We start from the raw sequence: 17,277 nt of genomic DNA, 5'->3' as shown, positions 1-17,277 counted from the left end.
TGCAGATCAGGAGGAAGAAAGCTCTGCCTTGAGGTGTTCGAGACCCTTGCTCAGCACCGGATCAATCTCCGAGAGCTCCTCTTGGGGGGCAGGCGGGTGTGGGATGATCGTATCCTGATCTCGGCGGCGGCGGTAGGAGAGGTAAGCCACTTTCTGCTCGCGCGACATGCTCACATCCATCCCATCGTCGGGGCTGACACCCCACTTGTCTTTCTCGGTGTCCCCTTCAAAACGATGGATTTTCTCACCGCTTGGTCGCTGGTAGCCGGCTGTCGTGAGCTTTAGGGCGCTCTTTCCTTCTTCCAGCTCGATGATGTTCTGGACGCTTCCCTTGCCCCAACTGCGTTCGCCAACGATAGTGGCTCGCTGGTGATCTTGCAGGCAAGCCGACAAAATCTCGCTCGCACTGGCACTGTAATGGTCGATCAGCACCACCATGGGGAAATCAGGGAGCGTTCCTTCTTTTTCGGCGGTCCAGACGCGCTTCGGCGAGTTCCGCCCTTCGGTGCTGACGATCTTGCCTTCGTCGATAAACATATCGCAGATTTCGACTGCCGAAGTCAGCAGGCCACCTGGGTTGGATCGCAGATCGAGTATCAGGGCCTTCATACCATCGTCCAGCAGACGGGTAATCGCCTGATGCAAGTCGTCGGCCGTATGGCGGCTGAAGGCGGAAATGCGGACATAACCAATCTTGTTGGCATGGTCGAGCATGTAGTCCCAATCGCCACCTTCTAGACGTTCGTCACCCAAAACCGTTTCGATCTGGACGATCTCGCGTTGGACGGTGACCTCTTCGCTACTGAAGGTACTGGGGTGGTAGACGGTCATCGTCACCGTGGTGCCGACCGGGCCTTTCAGCTTCTTGATGGCATCGTCGATCGACAGCCCCTGGGTCTTTTCCCCTTCGATATGGGTGATGCGGTCGCCGGCGATAATACCAGCCTTGTAGGCCGGGGTATCGATCAGCGGGCTGGTCACCACCAGGTTGCCGTCTCGGGTCGAAACCTGGATACCGATACCGCCAAATTCGCTTTCGACGCCGGTTTTGAACTGTTCCAGGTCCTGCGGGGCGATGTAATTCGAGTAGGGATCGAGCTTCGAGATCACCCCGCGAATGGCGGCTTCCATCAGTTCGCGTCGATCCACGTCTTTCACGTAATTACGGTCGACTTGGTCGAGGGTGTCCGCAAACAGTTGAATCAGCTCGACGTATTCTTCGTCGACATTCGCGTAGATATTGTCAGGATCGGTGGGATCGTCGCCCTGGGTAACTTCCGCGGCTGCCAAGGTGTGAGAAACAAGCAACAGCAGCACGAATGTGTAGATACCGGAATATTTCCAAGGCATGGAAATCGATCCTCCGTAAGAGCAAGATTCAGGTTCCTCGAAGCGTCGGCTAGTAACCGACGCGAGGATAGGGTCTGGGGAAATTATAGAACCCCCAGAAATCCGCGGCAATTGAAGGATCGGAACTGGAGACGATTAGAAGTCGTACCAGATACCGAAACCAATCTGCTGTTCCCAGTTGTCGTAGAACGAATTCTGGGTGCTGTCGCCGTTGTGGTAATGCAAGCCGATACGGAGCGTGCGGCCAGGAATGTCCCCAACCCAGGCCCAACCGGTCTGCACGACGAAGCTACCACCGTAGTTCACTTCTTCTCGCAAGTGGGTGCCGATCGCCAGGAACGGTTCACCCCAGAAGCCAGTCTTTTCGTTCGGAGCCCATTCGATACCGAACTGGAATTCCCATGGATCCGATTCCAGATTGTAGAAGGCCCAGCCCACTTCGCCATAAACGCGCAGTCGCGAGGTGAAGTAGTAGGAGTGACCGAAAATGATCACATCGTGGGCGTAGTTCAGGCGAGGATACGTCGGGTTCTTCAGTAAGAACTCGTCACCCAAGTGCGAACTGAGGTGATAATAGCCAAAACGCGAACGATGTCGTGGGTTGGAAGCATAGCTCCAGGTAAGCTGCGTACCGGCGCGAAAGTCGACCGAACGAACGTCGACGTCTTCCGGGATGTCGAGACGAACCTGGGCCGCACCTTCGACATCCCACTGGATACCGTCGGAAAGGAACGTCGAGTCGCGACCATATCGCATCACACCGAAGCGGCCACCAAGGGTGCCATCGAGCATCCAGTTGTCGTCGGTGATCTTCATCAGGTGGGCGGCCAGACGAGATTCTTTCGGGCCAGCAAGGTACGATTTATAGACCATCCCCTTAGGAAGCATGGTCCATTCGTAAGGCTCATCGTTTGGAACGTTCGTTAGCGGTCGGTCGTAGATCGGTTCGCGATACGAATGAACCGGAGAGTTATTGTAGTCGGGTTCGATCCACTCGACTTGATCGCTCGGGCTCATGACGGTCAGATCGTTTTGGAACGATGGCTGACCGAGCGGACTCTGGTAGTTCACCGCGCGAACATCCGCCATGCCGGGCAAAGGTTCGTCGGTCGGAAAATCCAGGATCGGCTGTTGATGTTGTGGCCGTTGACCTGGGAACATATTAGCTGGATCTGGCCAACCCATGCCTGTCTGGGCACTCGCCGTGAACGGCAGTGCTAAACAACCAACGAGAACCAGGGCAGCAGTCCAAACGTGTCGTATCATCGCAAGGCGGGGAGTACCTGATAGCGTTTTGTTTGTTACATCCACGATAATCATGCTTATCGGCATAATCGGGCACCGAAGATGATGGCGAAGTGTAGCGACGTCGGTAGTCGGACCCAATATCAGTTTTTATCAAAATAGTGCATAGGTGAACTATTAGCCATTGCCGGTATTTTAAGGCACGAGAAAGGTTGAGATGGTTCTGTTGGAATTCAGTATGTCCCCGCTGAATAAAGGGGATTCTGTTAGCGAATATGTGGCTCGAAGCCTGAGAATCATTGCCGCTAGCGGCCTCGATTACCGCTTACATGCGATGGGAACGATCATCGAAGGCGAGATCGAGCAGGTGCTAGCGGTTCTGAAGGATTGTCTCGAAGCGATGGCCGAAGATTGCGACCGCGTGACCTGCACGGCCAAGCTAGACTATCGCAAAGGTTACCAGGGAAGACTCGAGTCGAAGGTCAGCAGCGTGTTGACCAAGGTGGATGTCCCTTTGAAGACGGTCGATTCCGATGCTGGACCTGATCAGAAAGCTCCTTAGAGAAGATGTCTTTCGGCGAGGATTCTCCAGAGGTCGACGTAGTAGTGATTGGTGGCGGCATTGTCGGATTGGCGGCCGCCTATCAGATCTCGCTGCGCTATCCCGATCGCCAGGTTGTCGTTATCGAGAAAGAACAGGTCCTGGCCCAGCACCAGTCAGGACATAACTCCGGCGTGTTGCACTCGGGCATCTACTACCGCCCAGGTTCGCTCAAAGCGATCAACTGCCGCGAAGGTCGCACCGCGATGGTCGCCTTCTGCCAAGAGAACGAAATCCCGCACGACATCTGCGGGAAGGTGATTGTTGCCACGCGCGAGGACGAACTCGGCCGACTCGACGATATCTATCGACGCGGCCTGGAAAACAACGTTACCTGCGAGAAGCTCGACGCCGACAAACTGCGATCGCTCGAGCCTTACTGCAACGGCATCGCAGCGGTGCATGTCAAAGAGGCGGGCATTGTCGATTATCGACGTGTTTGCTTTCGGCTGTGCGAATTGATCCAAGACCTCGGGGGCGAAGTCAGAACTTCTACCCGGCTGACCGGCGTGATCAAGCGTTCGGATGAAATCGTCGTCGAGACAACGACCGGCACTCTCCGCACTTCGCTGCTGATCAACTGTGCCGGTCTGCAATCGGACCGCGTGGCAGCCCTTTGCGGGCACGAGCCAGAGGTGAAGATCGTTCCGTTTCGGGGCGAATACTTCGAGCTGTCCGATTCGGCCCAACATCTTTGCCGCAATTTGATCTACCCGGTCCCTGACCCGGCCTTTCCTTTTCTCGGCGTCCATTTCACACGGATGATCGGCGGCGCGGTCGAATGCGGACCGAACGCAGTGCTGGCATTCGCACGCGAAGGGTACACCAAGTGGACGATCGATCTCTCCGACTTATGGGACTCGGTCGGCTATCGTGGATTTCAGCGAATGGCCGCCAGGTACTGGCGCGTTGGTCTTGGAGAAATGCGGCGATCTTATTTTCGCTCGGCATTTTTGAAGTCGCTGCAGCGGTTGATCCCGGCGGTTCAAGCGAAAGATCTGATTCCAGCTCCGGCTGGTGTGCGTGCGCAAGCGCTGCGCAAGGATGGTAGCCTGGTCGATGATTTTGTCATTCAGAAGGAAGGCAATTTCATCCATGTCTTGAATGCCCCGAGCCCGGCTGCGACTTCTTCGTTAAACATTGGCAATCATATTGCTTCTCAGGCCGCCGACGTTTTAGCATCTTGATGGCGAACCTTCCCGCTTGGGATGGGACTATTTCGTTCATAGATCGATAAGAACGAAAGATAAGTGAGAGAAGTAATGAATCGTCGTCAGTTGACGCAATTAGGTGTTCCAGAATACGCACTCGTAGAAGCAGTGAAGGCTGTTTCGAGTGCTGCGACGACGCATGGGATGCGCGGTGCTGACTTGAAGCGTCAGGTAAAGCAGGTCGTAGAATCGCCAGAGCAGTTCGTCGAGGACGTCTGCTTCGGTGCCCTCGCGGCAACGTTGTTAGAAGACCAGACGCTACCACCGCTGCAAGAGAACGTTACGTACCAGACCTGGGGAAGCGATATCGACGAAGGGGCTCATACGCAAATGCGTGAGGCCTGTAAGCTGCCCAACGCTTCGGGTGCGGCCTTGATGCCCGATGCGCACGTGGGATACGGGCTGCCGATCGGCGGCGTGTTGGCGACGGAAGGTGTCGTTGTGCCGTATGCGGTAGGCGTCGATATCGCTTGCCGCATGAAGCTAAGCGTGCTCGATCTGCCGCTGGATGCTTTAGAGTCGAAGTTCGACGTTTGTTGTCGTGCCCTGGAAAAGGGTACGCGATTCGGTGTTGGCTCGACGCATCAGAAGCCGCAGCAGCACGATGTGATGGACGAGAACTGGAACATCACCAAGGTGACGCGTCAGTCGAAAGACAAGGCGTGGCAACAGTTGGGTACGTCTGGTTCGGGGAACCATTTCGTCGAGTTCGGTGTGTTGACGATCCGCGAGGAAGACAAGACGGACGAAAAGTTTTCGCTGCCTCCAGGCGAATACGTCGCGCTGTTAAGCCATAGCGGAAGCCGTGGACCAGGGGCTGCCGTGTGCAGTACCTACAGCAATATCGCTCGCACCAAGTTGCCGAAGAAGTACGAGCAACTCAAGTACCTGGCTTGGTTGTCGCTGGATAGCGAGGAAGGGCAAGAGTACTGGGAAGCGATGAACTTGATGGGGCGCTACGCGGCAGCGAATCATGAAGTGATCCATCGCCTGGTAAGTGACCTGGTCGGCGGCGAGATCGTTGCTGGTGTCGAGAACCACCATAACTTCGCGTGGAAGGAAACGCACGATGGTCGCGAGATGATCGTGCACCGTAAGGGGGCAACCCCGGCCGGCGAAGGTGTGCTGGGAGTAATCCCAGGTTCGATGGGAACGCCAGGATTCGTGGTTCGCGGGAAGGGAAATGCCAGCAGCCTCGATTCGGCATCCCATGGTGCCGGACGGTGCATGTCGCGTAAGAAGGCGAACGATACGTTCCGCATTCAAAACACGCGACAGGAACTGAAGTCGCAGGGCGTTCACATCTTGTCGGCTGGTTCGGACGAAGTGCCGGGTGTCTACAAAGACATCCACGAAGTGATGGCGGCTCAGAGCGATCTGGTCGACATTGTCGGGCAGTTCGATCCGAAGATCGTCAAGATGTGCGGCGATGGAAGTCGGGCCGAGGATTGACTCGGCCCGCTCGCTTCCGCTAGTCAATCTCAGGGATCGGTCCGTTCGGATCGATCTCTTCTCCTTCCCAGATCGCAACGCCATCGGTGTACGTCAACACGCGATGGGCACTGCCGGGGGCCGGCATCTTACTCTTGGCCGGAAGAAACTTCGCCAGGCGTTCGATTACGTCGGCATACTCGGACTTCGATGCGAGGTTCGTCCATTCGTTCGGATCGGCCTGCATGTCGTACAGCTCTTGCGAACCGTCGGCATACTGAATGAATCGCCAACGCTCGGTGCGGATGCCGTGATTGTCATGGTTGTGGGTCGTGATCGCCGGGAACTCCCGCTTCGTCTTGGCATCGCGAAGCTGCGGAATCAGCGAGTGACCTTCTAAACCTTCCGGCTGCTCGAGCTGAGCCAAGTCGCTGAGGGTTGGGTAAAGGTCGAGCAACTCGGCCGGCTGGGTGCAGCGCTGACCACCGGTGATGCCAGGACCGGCGAAGATCAGCGGCACACGGGTACCATCGTCCCATAAGGTGTTCTTGCCGGTAATTTCCTTTTCGCCGATGTGCCAGCCATGATCCGACCAGATCACGATCACGGTGTTGTCGGCGTAACCATTCTTTTGCAGAGCTTCCATCACGCGGCCAATTTGGGCGTCGACGAAGCTGGTGCATGCCAGGTAACTACGCGTGAGGTTCTTCCACTGGTGGTCATCCTTCAGAAACTTCAAGCGAGGTTCCGGCAACTTCCAGTGGAGATTCCAACTGAATCGCGGCGTGTCGGCACGATCGTTCTCGATGATCTCCGGTAGTTGTAGTTCGTCTTCGGGATAAAGGTCGAACCATTTCTGCGTGGCGTAGCAAGGGACATGCGGCAGGAAGAAACCGACTGACAAACAGAATGGCTCTTGCGGCTTGTTGTTCAGCGTATCGACCGCCCAAGAGGCGACTTGGTAGTCTCCTTTGTCTTCGTCCTTGTGAGGAAACACACCCCAGTCGACCAGCGGATGCGCGGCGGGCGTGTTGACCAACTTCTTCGCCGGACGTGCTCCGACGCCAGCTGGTGGTCCCAGATGTTGGAACTCCGCATCGTTCTTCTTCCGGCCGTAGCCGCCGTGATAGATCTTGCCGGTGGAGTAGTTCGTGTAACCGCCGGCCGAGAGATGTTGCGGCAACGTCACCAGGTTGGCCAGTTCCGGAACATCGCGAAACCAGGGCGATAAACCATAGATACCAGTCGACGATGGACGACGCCCTGTCATCAGGCTCGTTCGCGAAGGATTGCAAAGCGGCGCCTGACAGTGGGCATTCAGGAACACGGTGCCACGCTCGGCGATTCGATCGATATGCGGCGTCTTCGCTTGGGGGTGCCCGCCCAGGCAACCAATCCAGTCGTTCTGGTCGTCGATGGCAATGAACAAAATGTTCGGCTGCTTGGGGGCTTCGGCCATCAAGATCGACGGAACGAAGCAGGCCAGCGCAAGGGCCAGCAAAAGCGTGTTTCGCATGGGGCAACTTCTTAGGCGGAGGGAAGGGGGGAATGAGGATGACGAGTGGTGTGTCGTCATTCTAGCCCATCGCCGAGCATGAATCGAGCAAACAACGCTTTGCCAGATTCGAAACAAAAAAAGGCCCGCTACCTGATTGGCAGCGAGCCTTTATGTTCGGTGTTCTCGACGATCGTTAGTTGATCGGTGGTGCCGAGATGATTTCGCCTGGAGCGTTCAGAACCGGTTCCAGTTCGGCGTAAACCTTCTGGAACACACCGTTCGAGTAAGGCAGGTGTGGGTTTTCAACCCAAGCAGCGGCCTGAGCTTGCTGATCTGGAATCATCAGCATGTTGTACGGACGGAAGTAGTAGTACGTCTTTGGAAGAGCGTCGTACATGCGGTGTGGTGCCATGTTGCCGGGTGCATGCCATGGCGATGGCAGGCAGTGACGAGCGTAGAAGCCACCATGACCGTGACCGCAGCCACAACCACCATGACCACATCCGCCGTGGCCGCAACCACAACCGAGGTTGCATCCATGGGCACTTTCGCAACCGCACGAAGCGGCTTCGGTCGAGGCACCGCACGAGCTGAGCGAGTAGTCAGCAGCAGCAACGTAAGGTTCGCCGAGATCAGTACCACCAATTTCCGATGGCATGACTGGTTTCGGTGGGGTTGGCATGGCCTGCATGGGCTGCGGCATGGCGTCCGAAGGGGACTCGTCCTGCAGAACTGAATAGCTTGCCTTGCTAGCGACAGGGGCCAGATTCAACTTCGATGGCTTCGACTGGTAAGCGACTGGTTTGATCAGCCCACCCGTGACCGATGGCGAAGCTTCCTCTTCTCGCAGGGAATCGAGAACGACCACGGCAGGAGCTGCCTGTTGTGCGATCACGGGCTGTTTGAGTTGCAGGCTTTCGCCTTCGGCACCTAGAAATACCGCGGCAATCACAAATACGCTGGTCATAGTCGGCTCAACCTTTGAGAGAGGTTTGAGGAATTCTGGTTGGGTTCGGGGCAGACATTGCTGCGTCTGATGTTAGGTCGACCAATTCAGGGGGACATCTCCGAAAATATCGTTTTCACCGGCTGACTTTATGTAGATTGCCCAGTGTGATGAATCTGTTCCGGATTTGACCATTATATAGGGACCCCTCACGCACCCTGTTGGAAAAGTAGTAGTCACTAACGATGGGGGGCTTTTCCGAAACAAATAGGACCATGATCAAATACGGCTCAACTAACACAATCGGAATATCCGAAACCTTAAATGATCCGCAGGCGGTGCGATCGTGAGATCCCACTGAACCTAATGACTTCACTTCGATTCAATCTTGCCGATCACGACCGTTCCCAACCAGCGAATGTGGTGGTAGATAATCCATGAAAAGCTTCTTCCAACTCACCGTACTTTATGGCGGTCGTACGGCACTTGCCACGGCCATGGCAGGCATGCTGGCGATGATTCCCGCCACTGCCGAAGCCCAGATCGCCGCTGATCTGCCAAGCCCGCGCGCCGAACAGCGAATCGAAAAGCCGAGCGACTCGGTCCTGATGAAGGAATCGAGCCTGATTCAGGAGGTGCTCGAACCGGAACTGATCTTCCGGGTCGAACCTTCGCGCTCGAAGATTCTTCGCACCAAGCTGCCGATGACCCGGGTCGCGATTACCAGTCCTGACATCGTGGAAATCAACGAGTTCAGCACGACCGAAGTCGAAGTCATCGGTTTGAAAGCTGGCGAAACCACGATGACCATCTGGTTCGCTGCTCCCGATGGAACGACCACCGTTCTGCGTTACCTGGTGAAGGTCGCTGCCAACAGCGAAGAACAACGCCGTGCGGAAATCGAATACGGCAAACTGGAAGCACGCATCAACGAGCTGTTCCCAAACAGCATCGTTCAGCTGATTCCAATCGCCGACAAGCTGATCGTCCGCGGCCAGGCTCGCGACGCTCATGAAGCTGCCCAAATCATCGCCGTCCTTGGCGGCCAGTCGGTCGACCAGGCCGGTAACCTCTCGCTAGGAGCCAGCCTTGGCTCTGCCGCGATGCTTCCGGGAGCGGAAGACTTGCGAACGACCAGCGTCATCGACTTGCTGCACGTTCCTGGCGAACAGCAGGTGATGCTGAAAGTTCGTATCGCCGAACTGCAACGCGATGCGGCTCGTAACCTCGGTTTCGACTTCAGCGTCAGCGGCGACAATTACGACATCTCGCACATCATCGGCGCTGGGGCAGGCAACCTGTCCGCGATCCTCGATGGTGGTGACGTGGAACTCTTCCTGCAAGCGACCAGTGCCAACGGTATGGCCAAGATCTTGGCCGAACCAACCCTGGTGACCATCAGCGGTAAGTCGGCCAACTTCATCGCGGGTGGTGAATTCGCAGTGCCAACGGCTGTCGGTGTCGGCGGTATCGGTGCCGTCTCGACCACCTTCCGTGGGTTTGGTACCCAGCTGGCCTTCACGCCGACTGTCTTGGACAAAGATAAGATTCGTCTGCAGGTCGCTCCATCGTTCAGCTCGATCAACAACAGCAACTCGGTTGACGGTATCCCAGGTCTGGACATTCGCGGTGTGACCACCACGGTCGATCTGCGGGAAGGCCAATGGCTGGCTGTCGCTGGTTTGATCCAAGACGAACAGACCGGTAGCCGTATTCGCCTGCCTGGCCTGGGAGATCTTCCCCTGGTCGGTGCCGCCTTCGGCCGTCAAAGCACGACCCGCGTCGAAACCGAACTGGTCGTCCTGGTGAGCCCTGAACTGGTTCACCCAATGGAACGCGAACAGTTGCCACTCTTCCTGCCGGGCCAGGAAGTTACCGACCCGACCAACAAAGAGTTCTTCTGGCATCAGCAGATCGAAGGTCGCCCAGGCTACGACTATCGCAGCACGGTCTGGCCTCAAATGAGCCGTCAGATCCACCGGGAAAACCACGAAGTCCTGAAGGCCCAGCGGCATGCTCACAAGGCAAGCCGGCACTATCACGAGTGCGAAGACTACTACATCTCCGGACCGCAAGGTTTTTCCAACTAACTCGACCCCAGTGGTTCAGACCAGCCCATACTTCGTTCCCGCGACGAAAACACATTGAGGATAGCCAAGATGACCCTATTCAATCGTACTGCTGGAGGCCTGACGCTCGCCCTGGTGACGGCTGGCCTGGTTGGATGCCAAAGCGGCGGCCGAATCGAACCGGCTCCTCCAACCACGCTTGGGGCGTCGATCGACGAGATGAACCGCACTCAGGAACTGAATGCGGAAGCTGCCAAGTACGTCATCTATCAGCATGAATTCGAGCCTAACTTCATCGAAGGCAAGGGCGAGAAGAATGCCTGGAAGCTGAACGACTACGGCGAAGATCACGTCAAGCAAATCGCAGCGAACCTGCTGCGTGGCGACGAACTGCCGGTGGTTGTCGAACGCAGCCAGACCTCGCCAGAACCTGGCAAGGATCACCAATACCCGGTTCACTTCAACGACGAATTGGACGAAAAGCGACGTCGCTGCATCGTGGCTGCTTTGACTGCCATGGGTGTCGCCGATGCGGAATCGCGAGTGGTTGTCGCTCCGGCCTTCTCGGAAGGTTTGTCCGGATCGGAAGCTGCTGCGGCTTATCAGCGTGGCATGCGTTACGGAAGCCAGGGCGGCTACGGCGGCGGTGGTTTCGGTGGCGGCGGCTACGGCGGTGGTATTGGCGGCGGCTTCTTCTAACGAAGAGCCCGCCAAGCGGAAATCAGTGGATCTTGCGCCCCCTTTCAAGAAGATGAGCCGAATGAACTGCCGAACTGTTCTTTCCATCGTCATGTTCACAACGTGTCTGGCCTCCATCGGATGCGCCACGACCGGCAACGGCACAGGGTCCATGTTCGCTAGATCGGAGTCCGCTCCGAAGAATCAATTCGCCCAGGAGATCAGCCTGGCTCGTCTTTCGGAACGCAATGGTGCCTATCCGACGGCGAAAAAGCTCTATCGCCACGTGTTGGCCGAGCAGCCCAATCACCAACTAGCGTTGCATCGCATGGGGGTGATTGCCGGTCGTGAAGGGGAATACGAAACCTCGGTTGAGTACTTGACCAAAGCTTCGACTGTCGGTGATCCTTCGGCCGAGCTTCTGTCGGACCTGGGTTACGTTTACTATCTGCAAGACAACCAGGAACTCGCTCAGGCCACACTTGAAAAAGCGTTGGCGACCGATCCGGACTACAAAGCGGCCCGATCGAACCTGGGTATCGTGTACGCAGAGTTGGGACAGTACGACGTCGCGTTAAACCACTTCCGTCGTGTTTCGAGCGAAGCGGAAGCGTACTCGAACCTGGCTTACATCCAAAGCCAACGAGGCGACATCGAACTGGCCGAAAAGAACTACATTCGTGCGTTGGATATCGACAAGCGGCTACGTCCAGCAGCCGAGGCCTTGGTTCAGATCGCTCAAGTCACCGGCGAAGTCTCGAATCGTCCGGAAGTTCGTCCACACGTGATTCCTTCGGCCGAACCACAAGCTCAGCCTGAGCTGGTCGCCGAAGCATCGCCTGCTCCGCAAACGACGATCCCAACCGCGGCCAGCATGATTGCGAATCAGTCGCCACTGGCATCGGCCACGCCGGCCCCTGCAATCGGGGCAGCGGAAGCTGCTTCGAGCAATAATCCACTTCGGACCGCTTCGCGTTTCAGCGAGTCGTCGAATCAGGGTGTTCAGCAGGTGCAATATAGTGCGGACACGCGCTCGGCTTTGCCAGCGACTTCGGCAACGCTTTCGCAGCCGTCTAGCGGCTTGAAGATTCCGACTGAGACCCTGGGGACGGCACCGGCTGTCTATCAGATCTCGGATCAGCCAACGGCGAGCAACGTTCAGAAGCCAGCAGCTGCCGCCAGCTCGATTGGTGCGACCCCTTCCGCTTCCGCTCAGAACTTCTCGAACCAGGTTCTCAGTGCTTTGCAGACCGCCGCTTCATCGCAACAGTAAGCTTAGTTTCGGCCTGGTTCCGTTGCTGACGGAGTGCCACGCATCGCGGAGACTGCTTCGTCGGCTGCGGTCTGATTCAAAGCACCACCGGGGGCCGTTTCTCGCATCGAGAAGTCTCGCAGTTCCATCAACGCCGGTCCCAACAGCAGGACATAGATCGGCGGCGTGAGGAAAAAGATCACCGGGAACAACAGCTTGACCGAGGTTCGGTTCCCTTCTTCTTCGGCACGCTGACGTCGCGATTCGCGAATGCTGTCGGCGAATTCATGGAACGCCGCGGCAACATTTCCACCCAGACGCTCGGCGTGGTGAATCAACGTCGACAACGCAGTCACATCGGGTTCGTCGACCCGTTTGGCGAATTCTTTCAGGGCATAGTCAAGCGACCGTGCCGAGGTCTGACCTTCCAGAATGGTCAGTTCGCAAGCTAGATCGCTGTGCGAAGAATGTAGCTCTCGACTGACATGTTTGATCGCTCGCTGCAGCGGCATGCCTGCCGAGACCGTCATCGTGATCATGTCGAGGGCATCCGGCAGACCAAAGCGAATACGTCGCACGCGGGCCGAAGCAGTGGTCGACAGGATCACACGCGGAAGACCCCAGATCATGGCCAAAACAATCCCACCCGCAATCAGGTAGGTTTGCTGCGTGGCGGAACCATCGTCGATGGTTAGCACGGCGGCGACCGCCATGAAAATCAGCCAGGCAAAAACGGCCGCATTACGCACCGCCAAATAGTCTTCTGCGGCGAAACGGCCATAGTGGCCTGCTTGAACCAATTCGCGTTGCAGCTTGTCGCGGCTCTCGTTCGCGATCGGAACCATGTAGGCGAACAGCTTCGTGAAAATACCGAGCGAGCGTCCGCTGGAAGCTTCGAGGTAGTCTTCCGCGCGGTTACCACCCAGCCAAAGCAACAGGCTGCCACCGAGAAACAGCAGGATGCTGATTCCGAGAAACGCGCCGACAACTTCCAGGCTCAAATCCATGAGATTACTTTTCGCTTAATAACGGCTGCGGAGCATGCGGGAAACGATTACCAGCCCGATCACTTGCGAGATCGCTGCGGCAATCAGAACAATACGCCCGGTCGGGTCGTTCCAAAGCTTGCTGCTGTATTCCGGCTGGAAGACAAACAGGTAGACAAACAGCAGTGGACCGAGAGCCGAGATGATGGTCGCGGTGATGCGACCTGCTCCGGTGACAGTTTTCAATTGACGTTGGTAGCTCATCCGGTCGCGAATCACGCCAGCGAGACGTTCCAGGGTTTTCGGCAAATTACCACCCGCTTCGCGGTGTACGCTCAGTGCCGAGGCAAAGATGCGAACGTCCATTGTGGGGACGCGGTACGCGAAACTTTTCATTGCGGCGGAAAGGGAAAGGCCCATTTCCAGGTGCTTGGCGATGCGACGGAATTCACCGGCGACAGGATCGTTGACGGAACCACCGATCATGACCAACGCCTGATCGAGGCTTTCGCCGGCACGAACCGCACGAGCCAACAGGTCGAGTGCGCCTGGGAACTGGTCTTCAAACTGCTTCATAACCCGTTGATAGGTGATCGACAGGATGACGAAGCAAATCACGATTCCCAGCACAGCGGCGATGACGCTGTAGCTGACTTCTTCGGTGAAGACAAACACTGCCATGCCGAGCGTCGAACCGATCAGCAGGAACAACAGCGATGCCATCGTGACGCTGGTGTTCATGCCGGTCATATAGACGGCACGTTCCAGCCAGATATCGAATCGGCCCACCGCGGTTTCGTCGGCAGCTTCGATTCGGGCAGGCAGTTTCTTCAGGATAGGCGATGCCATCAATTGCGAGTCACGCGACGAGAACAGATCGCGAACGCCCATCAGCATTGCGCCTAAAGCCGCGGCGATTCCACCGAACACGAAGATCGGAAGCGAGTTGGCATTCAGGGCTAAAGCAAGTTGATCCACGGGGGGAACTCTTTCTGATCGGGGCGACTAAGCTTCGGCCTGGAAAATGTTCGTGTCGATTTCGACGCCAGATTCCAGGAAACGATCGACGCAGCGTGGACGGTAACCGGTGGTCACGAAGCGACCCTTGGCGTTGCCGTTTTCGTCGAGGCCCTGGTGCTCGAAGCGGAAGATGTCGTGCAGTTGGTATTCGCCATCGGCCGTGCCGACGATTTCGGCGATACGCGTCACCTTACGAACACCACCCTTCAAACGGGCAACGTGAACGATTACGCGGATACCACTGGCGACGTAGCGACGAATCACGCTGATCGGCAGCTCGAAACCTGCCATGGCGACCATCATTTCCAAGCGGTGCAGGGCATCGACCGCGTCGTTTGCGTGAATCGTGGTGAGCGAACCTTCGTGACCGGTATTCATGGCCTGCAGCATATCGAGTGCTTCCGCACCACGAACTTCGCCGACCAGGATGCGGTCAGGTCGCATACGCAGACTATTGCGAACCAGGTCGCGAGGCGTCACAGCGCCGTTGCCTTCGGAGTTGGAAGGACGGGTTTCCATGCCAACCACGTGAGCGTGTTGGAGCAAAAGTTCCGCCGAGTCTTCGATCGTGACGATTCGTTCGTCGTCCGGAATCGACTTGCTGAGGGCATTGAGCAAAGTCGTCTTACCGGCACCGGTACCGCCCGAGATCATGAAGCTGACTCGGCCTTGGACCGCTGCTTCCAGGAAGGAAACCATTGGTTGGCTGATCGATCCGTTCTCAAGCAGTTTCTCGAGCTGCAGATGTTCGACACCAAAACGACGAATAGAAAGCTTCGGTCCGTTGAGAGCCAGCGGCGGAACCACGGCGTTGATACGCGAACCATCGGGAAGGCGGGCATCGACCATTGGGCTCACTTCGTCGATGCGACGACCGACGCGGGCCACGACACGTTGAATGATTCGCACCAGGTGGGCGTCGTCCGCGAAGACGATGTCCGACTTTTCCAGACGACCATGACGTTCCAGGAAGACTTCATGGGCATTGTTCACCAGGATATCGCTGATGGTGGGATCGCTCATCAATGGTTCGAGCGGACCCAAGCCGAAGACCTCGTCCTGCAGTTCGTGCAGCAGACGCTCGTGCAGGTCTTTTGCGACTTTCGGACGGTAATCGCGAATGACTTCCTGGGCCAGGTTATGGACATTGCCACGCATTCGCTCGTCGTCGATCCGCGCGACCAGCGACAAGTCGAGCGACTCGACCAGTTGCTCGTGGATGTCGGACTTCAGACGCTGGAAGTCGATTTCGCTGAGCGGCGAGTCTTCCGTCTTAGCAGCAGATTTGAAACGAATCATAACCGGGCCAATTCCATTCTTTGAGAAGCGAAGCCGCGCGTCGAAGGGGACCCGCGGCTACCGATAGGGCGGCGGAGCTTATTTCACCGCGTCCGCACGATTGGCGTCGGCCGGAGGATCGGCTTTGGCCTGCTTATTGACATTCTGGTTGGCCAGTTGCTGCGGATCGAAGTTGTGACGGAACCGTTCACGGAATTCGACCTGCGAGATGCTGTGACCACGATAGACTTCAATGCGTTCCCGCGAGATCGGTCGGTTCAACAGGCGATCCATCGTCATGCCTGCCAACTGGCCGTCTGGTTTTACGTCGTCTGGATGACGCAGAGCCAAGGCCATCGTGCCGCGACCTTCGACCACCCTCAGAGCGACGGCCTGATCTGGCGAAACGGCCAAGGTGACCGAGGTGCGATCCATGGCCTGGCGTTGACCACGAATGGTTCGCATTTCGGTGGTGGTGCTGTTCACGGCCAGAACCTTGACGCCTTCCAGAAGGCTGACGGTCATTTCTGGCAGATCGGCCGCGTCGTCTTCTTCGCTGCGGAACAGCACGTCGACCCAGGTACCTGGCGTGGCGAAGCCTTCGACAGCTTCGTCGGCGGCAACCTTGATGGTCACGGCACGCATGCCTGGATCGAGCGATTCGACAATGTTCGGACCGGTCCCTTCTGGAAAGAAGAGATGCGTATCGAACGACGATCCGCGTGGCAGATCGACTCGCAGGGTGCGGCCGATGATGTTGCTGGTATCACCCATGAACATCCCTGGCAGACCTGCGTCTTGAATTTGCTTGGCCGTCATCTGGTGAACGATGATATCACCGAGGGTGATTTCACGTCCTGCCTTCAGGTCCATGCTGGCCCGTGGCACGACGTACGATTTGACTGTGTTGTCCACAGCCACCACCTGTGGCTTCTGCATGTTCTTCTGGACGATGTACGCTCCTAACAGTCCAAACATGACTGCGACGACGCCCAAAAGCAGTGTTCCCGGACTTACCCTCATGTTCTCGTCTACTCCGAGTATGTGCGATTCTCTCGCTACGATTCTTGACTTAGTTTTCCAGTGTAATTGCGGATCCCGACATCGCTACCCATTTCAAGGTGAACAACCCACCCAGCACGAGCCAGGCGGAAATGGTTGCCGGAATCGCGTAAGGGATTTTGCGGCGAGCGAGCGAAGACTCCTTCTTCTCCCCCTCTTTCGGCTCGGGTGAACCGACGGCAAGGCTCCATACAGCCACGACAACCAGACTAATCGCTGCGATCAGTCCACTGCCGATGAAAATAATCAGGATGGCTTTCCAGCCCACCCAGGCTCCGAGTGCCCCCATAAATTTGACGTCTCCGCCGGCGCCGCCACCAATGGCGAACAAGACAAAGAGGATGCCAAAGCCCATTCCAAATCCGGCCAGCGAAAACAAAAAACCGCCGACCAGCCCCTGTTCGGTCAACGAGCCAACAACGCTGTGGAAAACCAAACCAGCGAAGAAAGTCGTAACCGTTAGCCAATTGGGCAGCCGCCGAGTTTTCAGGTCCCACGCACAGCCAGTGGCAGTGAACGCGGCAACGCAGAGCAGGACGATAACTTGTGGAATCATGGGATTGGGGTGCTCGAAAAATAACATTCGGACGCTTCACACGCCTTAAGTCAGGCTGTGTTCGACGCTAAAACTCCGTGATGTAAATCTCTTC

Annotated in this window: 15 protein-coding genes; 6 read left to right on the top strand and 9 right to left on the bottom strand. The window is 56.8% G+C overall.

What is annotated here, in order from left to right:
- Nucleotides 1–6: 6 nt before the first annotated feature.
- Together ABD890_RS21215 and ABD890_RS21210 are read right to left on the bottom strand one after the other, a co-directional pair.
- Nucleotides 7–1,350, bottom strand: a complete 1,344-nt coding sequence (locus tag ABD890_RS21215; protein ID WP_345094325.1) for a S41 family peptidase — start codon at nt 1,348–1,350, stop codon at nt 7–9.
- Between the two features lie 135 nt (nt 1,351–1,485).
- Nucleotides 1,486–2,616, bottom strand: coding sequence for a DUF1207 domain-containing protein (locus tag ABD890_RS21210; RefSeq protein WP_345094323.1), 1,131 nt, complete (start codon nt 2,614–2,616; stop codon nt 1,486–1,488).
- A 196-nt stretch (nt 2,617–2,812) separates the two neighbouring features.
- Between ABD890_RS21210 and ABD890_RS21205 the strand changes: the two genes are divergently transcribed.
- The 3 genes from ABD890_RS21205 (at nt 2,813) to ABD890_RS21195 (ending at nt 5,859) form a co-directional block, all read left to right on the top strand.
- Nucleotides 2,813–3,157: an MTH1187 family thiamine-binding protein gene (locus ABD890_RS21205; protein ID WP_345094321.1), complete on the top strand. Its 345-nt coding sequence runs from the start codon at nt 2,813–2,815 to the stop codon at nt 3,155–3,157.
- 5 nt (nt 3,158–3,162) lie between these two features.
- Nucleotides 3,163–4,383, top strand: coding sequence for an L-2-hydroxyglutarate oxidase (lhgO, locus tag ABD890_RS21200; RefSeq protein ID WP_345094319.1), 1,221 nt, complete (start codon nt 3,163–3,165; stop codon nt 4,381–4,383).
- Nucleotides 4,384–4,446: 63 nt separating this feature from the next.
- Nucleotides 4,447–5,859, top strand: a complete 1,413-nt coding sequence (locus ABD890_RS21195) for an RtcB family protein (protein WP_345094317.1) — start codon at nt 4,447–4,449, stop codon at nt 5,857–5,859.
- Nucleotides 5,860–5,878: 19 nt separating this feature from the next.
- On the opposite strand, the gene ABD890_RS21190 is transcribed toward ABD890_RS21195, so the two are convergent.
- Together ABD890_RS21190 and ABD890_RS21185 are read right to left on the bottom strand one after the other, a co-directional pair.
- Nucleotides 5,879–7,354, bottom strand: a complete 1,476-nt coding sequence (locus ABD890_RS21190; protein WP_345094315.1) for a sulfatase — start codon at nt 7,352–7,354, stop codon at nt 5,879–5,881.
- 175 nt (nt 7,355–7,529) lie between these two features.
- Entirely contained in the window at nt 7,530–8,303 is a 774-nt protein-coding gene (locus tag ABD890_RS21185) for a hypothetical protein (RefSeq protein WP_345094313.1), read from the bottom strand.
- 416 nt (nt 8,304–8,719) lie between these two features.
- Here ABD890_RS21185 and ABD890_RS21180 point away from each other — a divergent pair, with 416 nt between their 5' ends.
- The 3 genes from ABD890_RS21180 to ABD890_RS21170 all read left to right on the top strand — a co-directional run bounded on the left by ABD890_RS21180 (nt 8,720) and on the right by ABD890_RS21170 (nt 12,302).
- On the top strand, nt 8,720–10,372 hold the full coding sequence (locus ABD890_RS21180; protein WP_345094311.1) for a type II and III secretion system protein family protein: 1,653 nt from the start codon (nt 8,720–8,722) through the stop codon (nt 10,370–10,372).
- 69 nt (nt 10,373–10,441) lie between these two features.
- Nucleotides 10,442–11,050 (top strand): hypothetical protein, encoded by a 609-nt coding sequence (locus tag ABD890_RS21175; RefSeq protein ID WP_345094309.1) that lies wholly within the window; start codon nt 10,442–10,444, stop codon nt 11,048–11,050.
- A gap of 151 nt (nt 11,051–11,201) precedes the next feature.
- Nucleotides 11,202–12,302 (top strand): tetratricopeptide repeat protein, encoded by a 1,101-nt coding sequence (locus ABD890_RS21170; RefSeq protein ID WP_345094307.1) that lies wholly within the window; start codon nt 11,202–11,204, stop codon nt 12,300–12,302.
- A 2-nt stretch (nt 12,303–12,304) separates the two neighbouring features.
- Here ABD890_RS21170 and ABD890_RS21165 read toward each other — a convergent pair whose 3' ends face one another.
- The 5 genes from ABD890_RS21165 to ABD890_RS21145 form a co-directional block, all read right to left on the bottom strand.
- The gene (locus tag ABD890_RS21165; protein ID WP_345094305.1) at nt 12,305–13,288 is read right to left on the bottom strand and encodes a type II secretion system F family protein; all 984 of its coding nucleotides are present in this window, start codon (nt 13,286–13,288) and stop codon (nt 12,305–12,307) included.
- Between the two features lie 15 nt (nt 13,289–13,303).
- A complete protein-coding gene (locus ABD890_RS21160; RefSeq protein ID WP_345094304.1) occupies nt 13,304–14,245 on the bottom strand; it encodes a type II secretion system F family protein in 942 nt (313 codons plus the stop codon).
- 27 nt (nt 14,246–14,272) lie between these two features.
- Nucleotides 14,273–15,586 (bottom strand): TadA family conjugal transfer-associated ATPase, encoded by a 1,314-nt coding sequence (locus tag ABD890_RS21155; protein ID WP_345094302.1) that lies wholly within the window; start codon nt 15,584–15,586, stop codon nt 14,273–14,275.
- 78 nt (nt 15,587–15,664) lie between these two features.
- Entirely contained in the window at nt 15,665–16,588 is a 924-nt protein-coding gene (gene cpaB / locus ABD890_RS21150) for a Flp pilus assembly protein CpaB (protein ID WP_345094300.1), read from the bottom strand.
- Between the two features lie 49 nt (nt 16,589–16,637).
- Nucleotides 16,638–17,210, bottom strand: a complete 573-nt coding sequence (locus ABD890_RS21145; RefSeq protein WP_345094298.1) for an A24 family peptidase — start codon at nt 17,208–17,210, stop codon at nt 16,638–16,640.
- Between the last annotated feature and the right edge of the window lie 67 nt (nt 17,211–17,277).

Origin of the sequence: Bremerella cremea (genome assembly GCF_039541315.1) — a bacterium.
Lineage (GTDB): Bacteria > Planctomycetota > Planctomycetia > Pirellulales > Pirellulaceae > Bremerella > Bremerella cremea.
Note: the sequence above shows the minus strand (reverse complement) of the source record. Positions and strands in the feature narration are given on the sequence as shown.

Bases quoted from the DNA above. Each gene is read 5' to 3' on its own strand.
- ABD890_RS21215 (WP_345094325.1), bottom strand. From the start codon at position 1,350: ATGCCTTGGAAATATTCCGGTATCTACACATTCGTGCTGCTGTTGCTT.
- ABD890_RS21210 (WP_345094323.1), bottom strand. From the start codon at position 2,616: ATGATACGACACGTTTGGACTGCTGCCCTGGTTCTCGTTGGTTGTTTA.
- ABD890_RS21205 (WP_345094321.1), top strand. From the start codon at position 2,813: ATGGTTCTGTTGGAATTCAGTATGTCCCCGCTGAATAAAGGGGATTCT.
- lhgO (WP_345094319.1), top strand. From the start codon at position 3,163: ATGTCTTTCGGCGAGGATTCTCCAGAGGTCGACGTAGTAGTGATTGGT.
- ABD890_RS21190 (WP_345094315.1), bottom strand. From the start codon at position 7,354: ATGCGAAACACGCTTTTGCTGGCCCTTGCGCTGGCCTGCTTCGTTCCG.
- ABD890_RS21185 (WP_345094313.1), bottom strand. From the start codon at position 8,303: ATGACCAGCGTATTTGTGATTGCCGCGGTATTTCTAGGTGCCGAAGGC.
- ABD890_RS21180 (WP_345094311.1), top strand. From the start codon at position 8,720: ATGAAAAGCTTCTTCCAACTCACCGTACTTTATGGCGGTCGTACGGCA.
- ABD890_RS21175 (WP_345094309.1), top strand. From the start codon at position 10,442: ATGACCCTATTCAATCGTACTGCTGGAGGCCTGACGCTCGCCCTGGTG.
- ABD890_RS21170 (WP_345094307.1), top strand. From the start codon at position 11,202: ATGTTCGCTAGATCGGAGTCCGCTCCGAAGAATCAATTCGCCCAGGAG.
- ABD890_RS21165 (WP_345094305.1), bottom strand. From the start codon at position 13,288: ATGGATTTGAGCCTGGAAGTTGTCGGCGCGTTTCTCGGAATCAGCATC.
- ABD890_RS21155 (WP_345094302.1), bottom strand. From the start codon at position 15,586: ATGATTCGTTTCAAATCTGCTGCTAAGACGGAAGACTCGCCGCTCAGC.
- cpaB (WP_345094300.1), bottom strand. From the start codon at position 16,588: ATGAGGGTAAGTCCGGGAACACTGCTTTTGGGCGTCGTCGCAGTCATG.
- ABD890_RS21145 (WP_345094298.1), bottom strand. From the start codon at position 17,210: ATGTTATTTTTCGAGCACCCCAATCCCATGATTCCACAAGTTATCGTC.